The organism is Atlantibacter hermannii, from assembly GCF_009907385.1.
In the GTDB taxonomy this organism is placed as follows: Bacteria; Pseudomonadota; Gammaproteobacteria; order Enterobacterales; family Enterobacteriaceae; genus Atlantibacter; species Atlantibacter hermannii_A.
Genome location: NZ_JAAATR010000058.1, coordinates 1 through 12,188, shown reverse-complemented (window position 1 = coordinate 12,188; position 12,188 = coordinate 1). Strand labels below are relative to the sequence as shown.

The window sequence follows — 12,188 nt, the reverse complement described above, 5'->3', positions numbered from 1 at the left end:
ATGTAAACCTCAAGAGAATATGTTTTTTTACTGATGCGAGTAAAATTTCAAAAAAAGACGAAGCGCGCTTCGTCTTTTTCAAAGGTAAGGTGATTAAGAAACCAGCCCGGGAAATAACGCTTTAATCCCCGTTACGATAAATTCGATCCCCAGAGCCATGAGCAACAACCCCATGATACGGGTTATGACGTTAATACCCGTTTGGCCAAGTAGTCTTACCAGCCATGGCGCCAGCCTGAATACGCCCCAGCAACACAAAGCAAACAGGGCAATCGCCACAGAAAACCCGATCAGATGAGAAATTGAGTGATAGCGCGTGCCCCAAACTATCGTCGAACTGATTGCCCCTGGGCCAGCCATGAGCGGCAGAGCAAGCGGCACAACACCAATACTTTCACGAATAGCCGTCTCTGATTTTTCCTGTTTATTTTGCTTATCTTCACCGAGCTTGCCGCTAATCATCGACATGGCAATAGTGACGACCAGGATGCCGCCAGCGATACGAAACGAATCAATAGATATGCCGAAAATTTGCAGTATGCCGTCGCCGAGAAACAGCGAAGTCCATAAAATTATGGCTACGGAGAGGTTGGCTGTGAGGTTAGTTTTATTGCGTGCTGCCGCCGTCTGGTAGCTGGTCATACTGATAAACACCGGGATGATGCCCACCGGGTTGACCAGCGCAAATAATCCTATAAAAAATTTAAAGTAGGTTGGCAAATCAAAAAACGACTGCATCACGGGGAGCTCCGCATTCCTGAGGGGTAGTTGTGGCATGCGTAATGTAATGGAAAACCTCAACTGCCGTCACGTTCTTTCACAGCACATTTATCTGAATAATTGGAAAATGATGGAATTATTTATCTGTGTTATAGGTGTGTTGTATTCATGGAACTTTAATATTTACATGATGTAATCAGTATTATTCTGTTAACAATTGACGGCGAAAACCCCATGCTGAAAGGTGTCAGCATGGTGTAAATTTGATTCAGATCACACATTTTCTACCAAGAAGTGGGTACTCTTGATTACGCCCCAATTGATAACAACATCATATATTAGTGGTGTTTCAGGTAAGGCTCTTTTAGTAAATCGGTAAATAATAGGTAGTAGCGTTCCGTCACACCTTGTCTTTACCAAAGCTGTTTCTCGCTGACTATACTGACGAGTCGAACAGCTGATTTACTAAAAGAGTTTAACATTATCAGGAGAGCATTTATGGCTGTTACCAACGTCGCTGAACTTAACGCACTCGTCGAGCGCGTGAAAAAAGCCCAGCGTGAATATGCCAACTTTACTCAAGAGCAAGTAGACAAGATCTTCCGCGCCGCCGCCCTGGCCGCCGCTGATGCTCGAATCCCCCTCGCGAAACTGGCTGTTGCCGAATCCGGTATGGGTATCGTAGAAGATAAAGTGATTAAAAACCACTTTGCTTCTGAGTATATCTACAACGCCTATAAAGATGAAAAAACCTGCGGCGTGCTGTCTGAAGACGACACCTTCGGGACCATCACCATCGCCGAGCCGATTGGTATTATTTGCGGTATCGTTCCAACCACTAACCCAACCTCTACCGCGATTTTTAAATCCTTAATCAGTCTGAAAACCCGCAACGGTATCATCTTCTCTCCGCACCCGCGTGCCAAAGATGCCACCAACAAAGCGGCAGACATCGTACTGCAGGCCGCCATTGCAGCCGGTGCCCCGAAAGATCTGATCGGCTGGATCGATCAGCCGTCCGTCGAACTGTCCAACGCCCTGATGCATCACCCGGATATCAATATGATCCTGGCGACTGGCGGCCCGGGCATGGTTAAAGCGGCATACAGCTCCGGTAAACCTGCTATCGGCGTCGGTGCGGGTAACACGCCGGTGGTTATCGACGAAACCGCCGATATCAAACGCGCTGTCGCGTCTGTGCTGATGTCTAAAACCTTCGACAACGGCGTAATTTGTGCTTCCGAGCAGTCCGTTGTGGTTGTGGATTCCGTGTATGACGCCGTGCGCGAGCGTTTCGCCACCCATGGCGGCTATATGCTGCAGGGCAGCGAGCTGAAAGCCGTTCAGGACATCATCCTGAAAAACGGCGCGCTGAACGCCGCTATCGTAGGCCAACCCGCGGTTAAAATCGCTGAGCTGGCAGGCTTCACCGTACCGGCTGATACCAAAATTCTGATCGGCGAAGTAACGGTTGTTGATGAATCCGAACCGTTTGCTCACGAAAAACTGTCTCCGACGCTGGCGATGTACCGCGCCAAAGATTTTGACGACGCGGTTACCAAAGCGGAAAAACTGGTGGAAATGGGCGGTATCGGCCATACCTCTTGCCTGTATACCGACCAGGACAACCAGCCGGAACGCGTTCGCCTGTTCGGCAACAAAATGAAAACCGCACGTATTCTGATCAACACCCCGGCATCTCAGGGTGGTATCGGCGACCTGTACAACTTCAAACTGGCCCCTTCCCTGACGCTGGGTTGTGGTTCCTGGGGCGGTAACTCCATCTCTGAAAACGTCGGTCCGAAACATCTGATCAACAAGAAAACCGTGGCCAAGCGAGCAGAAAACATGTTGTGGCACAAACTTCCGAAATCCATCTACTTCCGCCGCGGCTCTCTGCCTATCGCGCTGGATGAAGTGATTACCGACGGCCACAAGCGTGCGCTTATCGTGACCGACCGTTTCCTGTTCAACAATGGCTATGCTGACCAGATCACCTCCGTTCTGAAAGCGGCTGGCGTTGAAGTGGAAGTCTTCTTTGAAGTGGAAGCCGACCCAACGCTGTCCGTCGTACGTAAAGGCGCAGAGCTGGCGAACTCCTTCAAACCTGACGTGATCATCGCGCTGGGCGGCGGCTCCCCGATGGATGCCGCGAAAATCATGTGGGTCATGTACGAACATCCGGAAACCCACTTCGAAGAACTGGCGTTGCGCTTTATGGACATCCGTAAGCGTATCTACAAGTTCCCGAAAATGGGCGTGAAAGCGAAGATGATTGCTGTCACCACCACCTCCGGTACCGGTTCTGAAGTCACCCCGTTCGCGGTAGTGACTGACGATGCGACCGGTCAGAAATATCCGCTGGCAGACTACGCGCTGACGCCGGATATGGCGATCGTCGATGCGAACCTGGTAATGGATATGCCGAAATCCCTGTGCGCCTTTGGCGGCCTGGATGCGGTGACCCACGCCCTGGAAGCTTACGTGTCCGTACTGGCAAGCGAATTCTCTGACGGCCAGGCGCTGCAAGCCCTGAAACTGCTCAAAGAAAACCTGCCAGCGTCCTACCATGAAGGATCTAAAAACCCGGTAGCGCGTGAACGCGTCCACAGTGCTGCGACCATCGCAGGTATCGCGTTTGCTAACGCCTTCCTGGGTGTTTGCCACTCCATGGCGCACAAGCTGGGTTCTCAGTTCCATATTCCGCACGGGCTGGCGAACGCCCTGCTGATTTGTAACGTTATCCGCTATAACGCCAACGACAACCCGACCAAGCAGACGGCATTTAGCCAGTACGACCGTCCGCAGGCGCGCCGTCGTTATGCAGAAATCGCTGACCACTTAGGTCTGAGCGCACCGGGCGACCGTACTGCTGCGAAAATCGAGAAACTGCTGGCATGGCTGGAAAGCGTGAAAGCTGAACTGGGTATTCCGAAATCTATCCGTGAAGCTGGCGTGCAGGAAGCTGACTTCCTGGCCCACGTAGATAAACTGTCTGAAGATGCTTTCGATGACCAGTGCACCGGCGCGAACCCGCGTTATCCGCTGATCTCCGAGCTGAAACAGATTCTGATGGATACCTTCTACGGTCGTGAATACACTGAAGGTGGCGTAGCGACGAAAGAAGCCGCTGTCGCACCCGTCAAAGCTGAGAAAAAAACGAAAAAATCTGCCTGATGCCCCAGGCAATAATAGAAACCCGCCTTAACGGCGGGTTTTTTTATCCTTGTTATCAACCGTAACGCTGAATACCGTTATTTATTCTGGATCTCTTTCAGAGAGCCTGTCGCCAGCGCGATTTTATAATGCTTGCGGCACACGGAGACATAGCGTTCATTTCCCCCTATTACGACCTGTTCGCCTTCGTTATAAGGCTTACCATGCTGGTCTAAACGCAAAACCATGCTGGCCTTCCGTCCGCAATAGCAGATGGTTTTCAGCTCTACCAGCTTATCGGACCAGGCCAACAAATACTGGCTTCCACTGAATAATTCTCCCCGGAAATCGGTACGCAGCCCATAACACAGCACGGGAATATCCAAATCATCAACCACTTGAGAAAGCGCATACATCTGTTCACGCGTCAGAAACTGGCTTTCATCCACCAGAACGCAGTGAATCGCGTCACGCTGATGCTCGGAATGAATATCGTTGTATAAGTCAGTTTTGGGATTAAACAGCCGTGAAGGCGATGAGAGGCCGATACGTGAGGTGACCTTACCGGTGCCGAAGCGGTCATCAATCTCTGCGGTGTAAACCAGCGTCCTCATCCCTCTTTCCTGGTAATTCCACGATGATTGAAGTAGCGCGGTGGACTTACCTGCATTCATTGCCGAGTAGTAAAAATATAGTTGCGCCATTCGCCGCATCACTCCGTCGTCATGTAATTTTAGCTGGCGAGAGTGTACCATATTCTTCTGCGAAGGCAGCGCTGTAGGGCATAAGCGTGGTCATTTCTGCTACGGCGGTTTCGTCAATATATATAAGAAATGACGTTTAATTTTTGTTCGCTCAAGGTAAAGCAATTATCCAAAAATTAGCGTAACCTACAGATATCGCAGTATTTTTCAAATTAATCCGTCTCGTTATACGCCTCGCTAAATGTATTTATAATTGTTAGATTTTTTCATCACTGTTCACTCCATAATACATAAGGATGATATTAATGTTTGGCCGCAATAATGGCCTGCGGAAGGCGGTAGTTTAGTTATCCGATACGCAATATTTTGTCTGAAATTTACCTTACTCCCGCTTTTTTTGTGCGGTTGTTCAAGAAAAACGGCCGGAAAAATATTTCGTACCGCTAACATATATTCTGTAATTTTGAATTCCTTACATTTCGCCCTATTGCGAAACTTAAATTAAGGCTCTATTATTAGCTCAACAAACCCCCCCAATATAAGTTTGAGATTACTACAATGAGCGAAGCACTTAAAATTCTGAACAACATCCGTACTCTTCGTGCGCAGGCAAGAGAATGCACCCTCGAAACGCTTGAGGAAATGCTGGAAAAATTAGAAGTTGTTGTATCTGAGCGTCGCGAAGAAGAAAGCGCAGCTGCTGCTGAAATCGAAGAACGTACTCGCAAATTACAACAATATCGCGAAATGCTGATTGCTGACGGTATTGATCCGAATGAATTACTGAACAGCATGGCCGCGGTTAAAACCGGCGCTAAAGCAAAACGCGCTGCTCGCCCGGCTAAATATAGCTATATTGATGAGAACGGCGAAAGCAAAACCTGGACTGGCCAGGGCCGTACCCCGGCGGTAATCAAAAAAGCTATCGAAGAGCAAGGCAAACAACTCGACGATTTCCTGATCAACGAGTAAGTTTACTGACCTCAATAAAAAATCCCGCCTCGGCGGGATTTTTGTTTTCATTTACTCACCACAATTATTGATCGATGTGGTAGAAATTTTTATACCAGTCAACAAATTGCTGAACGCCTTCTTCTACGGTTGTATGGGGTTTAAAACCAATAACCTCATATAACGCCCGTGTATCCGCACTGGTGGCCAGCACATCACCAGGCTGCATCGGAAGCATATTCTTAATCGCTTCTTTGCCAAGGGCTTTTTCCAGCGCTGAGATGTAATCCATGAGCGCAACCGGAGAGCTGTTACCGATATTGTAGACGCGATAAGGCGCAGAGCTGGTAGCCGGCGTGCCCTCTTCAACCGTCCACTTAGCATCAGGTTCAGGGATAACATCCTGCAAACGAACAATAGCTTCGGCGATATCATCGATATATGTAAAGTCACGGCGCATCTGCCCGTGGTTATAAACATCGATGCTTTTGCCTTCAATGATGGCCTTAGTAAATTTAAATAGCGCCATATCTGGACGCCCCCACGGCCCATAAACGGTAAAAAAGCGCAGCCCCGTTGTGGGTAATCCGTAAAGGTGAGAATAGGTGTGCGCCATTAATTCATTGGCTTTTTTTGTCGCTGCATAGAGAGAAACCGGATGATCGACTGAATCTTCAGTCGAGAAAGGCATTTTACGGTTCAAACCATAAACCGAACTGGACGAGGCGTATAATAAATGTTCAATTTTATTGTGGCGGCACCCTTCCAGCACATTTAAGTGACCAATCAGATTGGCTTCCGCATACGCATGCGGGTTTTCCAGCGAATATCTCACCCCGGCCTGAGCCGCAAGATGAATCACGCGCTGGAACTGTTCTGCAGAAAATAACGTCGCCATGGCTTCTCGATCGGCGAGGTCTATTTTGTCAAAGCGAAAGGCGGAATGCTTTTTGAGAAGATCGAGGCGGGCAAGTTTGAGATTAACGTCGTAGTAGTCATTCAGGTTATCGATTCCGATAACCTGGTGACCGGCAGCAAGCAGACGCTCGCTCACATGAAAACCGATAAAGCCTGCTGCACCGGTAACCAGAAATTTCATATGACCCTCATTTATTTTGCAATATTAATGGATGCTCCACGGCCAATTGCATAATAAACAAAGCCGCGCTTGTCGAGCCTGACGGGATCATACAGATTACGACCATCAAAGATAACCGGTTGTTTGAGTGATTTTTTGATGGCATCGAAATCCGGCGCACGGAAAGCCTGCCATTCAGTACAAATCACTAGCGCATCTGCGCCCTGCAGTGCCGATTCTTTGGTTCCCATCAGGCGTAAATCTGCGCGATGTCCGTAAATCCGCTGCGTCTCATCCATGGCCTCAGGATCGAATGCTTGAACCACAGCACCGCGTTTCCAGAGTTCTTCCATCAGCACACGGCTGGAGGCTTCACGCATGTCATCAGTATTCGGTTTAAACGACAGTCCCCACAGCGCGAACGTTTTGCCCTGAAGATCCTCGCCGAAATGGCGGATGATAAACTCAGGGAGCTTCATCTTTTGATCTTCATTCACCTCTTCCACTGCTTTAAGGATGCGTGGCACATAGCCGATTTGCTCTGCCGTGCGGATCAGCGCCTGGACGTCTTTCGGGAAGCAGGATCCGCCGTAGCCGCAGCCAGGGTAGATAAAGTGGTAACCGATACGTGAGTCGGAACCGATGCCCTGACGGACCTTTTCGATATCGGCACCCAGACGTTCCGCCAGGTTGGAAATTTCATTCATAAAGCTGATTTTGGTCGCCAGCATGCAGTTAGCAGCATACTTGGTCAGCTCAGCGCTGCGGATGTCCATTAAAATCAGACGGTCATGATTGCGGTTAAACGGCTCATAAAGCTCACGCAGCAGATCGACAACATCATTATTATCGGTGCCGATAACGATGCGCTCAGGACGCATACAGTCGGATACCGCCGCCCCTTCTTTGAGAAACTCTGGATTCGACACCACATCAAAAGCCAGATCGCTACCGCGCTGCCTGAGCGTGTCAACCATCACCTTGCGAACTTTATCCGCTGTGCCGACCGGCACGGTGGATTTATCCAACACAACTTTGTGGTCCGTCATATGCTCAGCGATGGTTCGCGCGACAGCAGTGACATACTTCAGATCGGCGGAGCCGTCTTCATCTGGCGGGGTGCCCACGGCAATAAACTGCATAACGCCATGATCGACCCCCTCTTTCGCATCGGTGCTGAAATGAAGACGACCTTCTTCGTAATTTTTCTTAACCAGCGGCGTTAAGCCTGGCTCATAAATAGGGATGATACCCTGTTTAAGGTTCTCGACTTTTTTTTCATCAACATCGATGCACATGACATCGTGCCCGACTTCCGCCAGCACCGCGGCCTGTACCAGGCCGACATAGCCAATACCAAATACGGTTACTTTCATTGTTTTATCCTGCGGTGAGAAGCTTATTTCTTAACGCCGACCGCGCTTTCAAGCCAGGTTTTAAATTCTTCGCCCAGCGTGTTGTGACGAATACCGTATTCAACGAACGCCTGCATATAGCCGAGTTTGTTACCGCAGTCGTGGCTCTTACCTTTCATGTGGTAGGCTTCGACGGTTTCTTTATCCATCAGCATCGCGATAGAGTCAGTCAACTGGATTTCGTCACCCGCTCCCGGAGGGGTTTTCGCCAGCAGCGGCCAAATATCCGCGCTGAGCACATAACGGCCCACAACCGCCAGATTGGACGGCGCTACGTTCGCTTTTGGTTTTTCAACGATACCGACCATCGGCACGCTGTCGCCCGGACTCAACGCTACGCCTTTGCAATCCACTACCCCATAGGCGGTGACATCTTCAACGGGCTCCACCATAATCTGGCTATTGCCGGTTTCATCAAAGCGCTGGATCATTTCCGCCAGGTTATCCTGGGACAAGTCGGATTCAAATTCATCGAGGATAACGTCCGGCAGGATCACGGCGACCGGCTCGTCACCTACCACAGGGTGGGCGCACATGACCGCATGGCCCAGGCCCTTCGCCAGGCCCTGACGCACCTGCATAATAGTGACGTGCGGCGGGCAAATGGATTGCACTTCAGCCAACAGCTGGCGCTTAACGCGTTTTTCCAGCATGGCTTCCAGTTCAAAACTAGTATCGAAATGGTTTTCGATGGAATTTTTTGATGAATGGGTCACCAGAACAATTTCGGTGATACCGGCTGCGATACATTCGTTAACTACATACTGAATCAGGGGCTTATCAACCAAAGGCAGCATTTCTTTAGGGATTGCCTTCGTTGCAGGCAACATACGCGTCCCCAGACCCGCAACTGGAATTACCGCTTTTCTCACTTTGGAATTAATGGCAGCCATGTAAATTTCTCCTGAACCGTTCAAGTTTTATACTTGTTCGTCAATTAAATATCGCGTTCGAGTATATCAGCATAAAAACATCGTGGGTGCTGAAGACGCCGAAGCGCGGCAATTTCGGACTAATATGAAGAAGTTGCCGCGATATTAACACCTTGAGTATCGCGGCAGGAAAAGCATTCTGGCATTTTTAAATCAAATGGTTATTCTGCAGACAGCATCAAGCGAAGACGGCCGCCCGCGCCCCAAATCTGGCATTGCCATGCTTCGCACGGCTGGCTAATTTGATTTAAATAAGTATTACCTAATGTGCCTAAAGGGACACCGTTGTTGAGCTGAATTTGTTGCTCACCGGTATTAAGCGTTGCGTTAAGACCCGCTGAAACTAATATCAGATTTTTTAATCCGCTGTGGTAGTAGCCAACTAATAAGGGGAACTGGCCCGTTAAGTTCGCTTGACGCAACAATTGATTAACCTGCTTGAGCAAATGACCCAGTTCCGGCAGACGCTGTTTCTGGCGCGAGAGTTGTTCTTGCAAGAGCCCGTTAAACAGCGCGCGCAATAATAACGCCGCCAGTACGCCGTTATTTCCCGCGCGGGTCACATCAAGGCAATAAAACGCCAGGTCGCGATCGGAAAGCGGCGCGATATCCAACACCATGCCGGGTTCATTGGCAGAAACCAACTGACGATAATTGACCCGGCAATGGGAGATCACCTGCTGAACCGGTGGCTGGAGTTCCTGAAGCAGCGTCGCCGCCGCCTGAGGATTACTGACCAGCGCGTCCCAGTCCTGAAACAGCCGTTCTTCTTCCTCAACGCGGGAATTAAACATCGCGGGGTATAAACAGGAAAAGATGGTTTCACGTAACCGGTTCAAATCTTTTACCGGTTTCAGAATGACATCCTGAACCCCGAGGCGCAGCGCTTTAGCAATATCGGACATATTCTCTGTCGCGGAGATGACCAGAATCGGCAGTTGATGGCCTTCATTACGCACATGTTCCACCAGCTTCAGACCGTTCATGCGCGGCATCGCCAGGTCGCAAATCAGCAGATCAGGTACCGCGTCGGTCATTTTTTCCAGGGCTTCGACACCGTCGACGGCGACCAGCGTTACCGCGCCAAGAGAGGCCAACCAGGAGTCCAGCAACGAGCGGAACACGGGCTCGTCCTCAACGATGAGAATTTTTTTTCCGGACAAGGGTTGGGTCATGCGATCACCTCTGACTGACGATATTTAAATAGTGGCATGCCCGAGCCGCTATCGCCTGTCAGAATATCCCGAAGAAAGGAGCGAAACGCCTGATAAAATCGCGCAGCAGAAGCCGACTGCACGAGATTTGGACAATAACGAACGTGAAGATCGTTTGATTGCGGGCCGCCAGCGTGGCGCACCGCCTGTGTGAGCGTTGTCTCTGTATCTGATAACAATGTGTTTCGTAAAACAGTTAATGCATCAATCGAGTCCACTCTTATGGTGTTACCGCTGAATATCACTCTCATTTCGTCTCGATTGCTCCCCCGGTTCTTCACAGCATGGCATCAATGCTGCCAGTCAGTTAACATAGGGCCGCCTGGCGATAAACGCCGTTTATTTTTATTCAAGGAGCCTCGCTTTGTCGCAGCTTTGTCCTTGTGGCAGCGCTCTGGAGTATAGCCTATGTTGCGCGCCTTATATTAGTGCAAACGTGGCGGCACCCAATCCAGCGCGGCTTATGCGGTCTCGTTATAGTGCTTTTGTGACGAAGAACGCGGATTATTTGATTAAAACCTGGCATCCCAGCGTGCAGGCAGCCGGGTTTCGCGCCGATATCGAGGCTGGATTCGCCGGAACGGCGTGGCTGGGGCTAACTATTTTTGAGGAAGCGGCGGGCCGTAACGAAAACGAAGGCTTTGTCAGCTTTGTGGCGCGCTATCGTGAAAACCAGCGTACCGGTGCGATTATCGAACGTTCACGTTTCTTGTTCGAAAACGGACACTGGTATTATATAGACGGACAACGCCCGGAATTTGGACGTAACGATCCCTGCCCTTGCGGGTCAGGTAAAAAATTTAAAAAGTGTTGCGGGCAATAAGGCCTTAACAGCACTCGATCAGCAGACACTCAACAGGATTTCCCCGGTAATGCAATCTATTCAACGTAAAGTACTGCGCACGATCTGCCCGGACCAGAAAGGGTTAATCGCGCGCATCACCAATATCTGTTACAAGCACGAACTGAACATTGTTCAGAACAATGAATTTGTCGATCATCGCACCGGGCGCTTTTTTATGCGCACCGAACTGGAAGGCATTTTCAACGACGCCACGCTGCTTGCCGATCTGGATGGCGCGCTGCCGTCGGGTTCGCTACGCGAGCTAAATCCCGCCGGTCGTCGCCGGGTGGTGATTCTGGTAACCAAAGAAGCGCACTGTCTGGGCGATTTGTTGATGAAGGCCAATTACGGCGGTCTGGATGTGGAAATTGCCGCAGTGATCGGCAACCATGACACGCTGCGCACGCTGGTGGAGCGTTTTGACATCCCCTTCCAGCTGGTGAGCCATGAAGGGCTGACCCGCGAAGAGCACGATAACAAAATGGCTGAGGCGATTGAGTCTTATCAGCCGGATTACGTGGTGCTGGCGAAATATATGCGCGTATTAACGCCGGAATTCGTGGCGCGTTTCCCGAACCAGATTATCAATATTCACCACTCGTTCCTGCCGGCGTTTATCGGCGCGCGCCCTTATCATCAGGCTTACGAGCGCGGGGTAAAAATCATCGGCGCGACGGCGCACTATGTGAATGACAATCTCGACGAAGGCCCAATCATTATGCAGGATGTGATTCACGTGGATCACAGCTACACGGCGGAAGATATGATGCGCGCCGGTCGCGACGTCGAGAAAAACGTTCTCAGCCGCGCGCTGTACCACGTGCTGGCACAGCGGGTATTCGTTTACGGCAACCGCACAATCCTGCTTTAAACCCGTAACGCATTGATTAGCTTTCCGTCGTTAAGGGTAAAAAGTACGCAAACGACACATTTTCGGTAAAGCAGGACTTTACAGGGGCGTTTCATTTGATATGATGCGCCCCGCTTCCCGGTCAGGAAGTGATTAACAACGCATTACCCCGTGGTGGGGTTCCCGAGCGGCCAAAGGGAGCAGACTGTAAATCTGCCGTCATCGACTTCGAAGGTTCGAATCCTTCCCCCACCACCATTCTCAGGCAGTACCTCTACAATATGAATTACCCCTGGTGGGGTTCCCGAGCGGCCAAAGGGAGCA

General features: G+C 50.2%; 10 protein-coding genes and 1 tRNA gene. 5 read left to right on the top strand and 6 right to left on the bottom strand.

All coding sequences use genetic code 11. The annotated features are described in order from the left end of the window. Nucleotides 1-93 precede the first annotated feature (93 nt). Entirely contained in the window at nt 94-741 is a 648-nt protein-coding gene (locus tag GV764_RS15515; RefSeq protein WP_161660916.1) for a YchE family NAAT transporter, read from the bottom strand. A gap of 477 nt (nt 742-1,218) precedes the next feature. Between GV764_RS15515 and adhE the strand changes: the two genes are divergently transcribed. Then, a complete protein-coding gene (adhE, locus tag GV764_RS15510; RefSeq protein ID WP_161660915.1) occupies nt 1,219-3,897 on the top strand; it encodes a bifunctional acetaldehyde-CoA/alcohol dehydrogenase in 2,679 nt (892 codons plus the stop codon). A 77-nt stretch (nt 3,898-3,974) separates the two neighbouring features. Here the strand turns inward: adhE and tdk are convergent, their stop codons facing one another. Beyond that, nucleotides 3,975-4,580 (bottom strand): thymidine kinase, encoded by a 606-nt coding sequence (gene tdk / locus GV764_RS15505; RefSeq protein ID WP_161660914.1) that lies wholly within the window; start codon nt 4,578-4,580, stop codon nt 3,975-3,977. 558 nt (nt 4,581-5,138) lie between these two features. Between tdk and hns the strand changes: the two genes are divergently transcribed. After that, entirely contained in the window at nt 5,139-5,552 is a 414-nt protein-coding gene (hns, locus tag GV764_RS15500; RefSeq protein WP_125294334.1) for a histone-like nucleoid-structuring protein H-NS, read from the top strand. 64 nt (nt 5,553-5,616) lie between these two features. Here the strand turns inward: hns and GV764_RS15495 are convergent, their stop codons facing one another. The 4 genes from GV764_RS15495 to rssB form a co-directional block, all read right to left on the bottom strand. Then, on the bottom strand, nt 5,617-6,630 hold the full coding sequence (locus GV764_RS15495; protein WP_161660913.1) for an NAD-dependent epimerase: 1,014 nt from the start codon (nt 6,628-6,630) through the stop codon (nt 5,617-5,619). 11 nt (nt 6,631-6,641) lie between these two features. Then, entirely contained in the window at nt 6,642-7,985 is a 1,344-nt protein-coding gene (locus GV764_RS15490) for a UDP-glucose dehydrogenase family protein (RefSeq protein ID WP_161660912.1), read from the bottom strand. A 23-nt stretch (nt 7,986-8,008) separates the two neighbouring features. Beyond that, nucleotides 8,009-8,917 (bottom strand): UTP--glucose-1-phosphate uridylyltransferase GalU, encoded by a 909-nt coding sequence (galU, locus tag GV764_RS15485; protein WP_161660911.1) that lies wholly within the window; start codon nt 8,915-8,917, stop codon nt 8,009-8,011. A gap of 200 nt (nt 8,918-9,117) precedes the next feature. After that, nucleotides 9,118-10,131, bottom strand: a complete 1,014-nt coding sequence (gene rssB, locus GV764_RS15480) for a two-component system response regulator RssB (protein ID WP_161660910.1) — start codon at nt 10,129-10,131, stop codon at nt 9,118-9,120. A gap of 403 nt (nt 10,132-10,534) precedes the next feature. On the opposite strand from rssB, the gene GV764_RS15475 reads away from it, so the two are divergent. The 3 genes from GV764_RS15475 (at nt 10,535) to GV764_RS15465 (ending at nt 12,122) form a co-directional block, all read left to right on the top strand. Then, the gene (locus tag GV764_RS15475; RefSeq protein WP_161660909.1) at nt 10,535-10,993 is read left to right on the top strand and encodes a YchJ family protein; all 459 of its coding nucleotides are present in this window, start codon (nt 10,535-10,537) and stop codon (nt 10,991-10,993) included. Nucleotides 10,994-11,042: 49 nt separating this feature from the next. After that, the gene (gene purU, locus GV764_RS15470) at nt 11,043-11,885 is read left to right on the top strand and encodes a formyltetrahydrofolate deformylase (protein WP_125294328.1); all 843 of its coding nucleotides are present in this window, start codon (nt 11,043-11,045) and stop codon (nt 11,883-11,885) included. Nucleotides 11,886-12,037: 152 nt separating this feature from the next. Continuing rightward, nucleotides 12,038-12,122 (top strand) — tRNA-Tyr (locus tag GV764_RS15465). Nucleotides 12,123-12,188 lie beyond the last annotated feature (66 nt).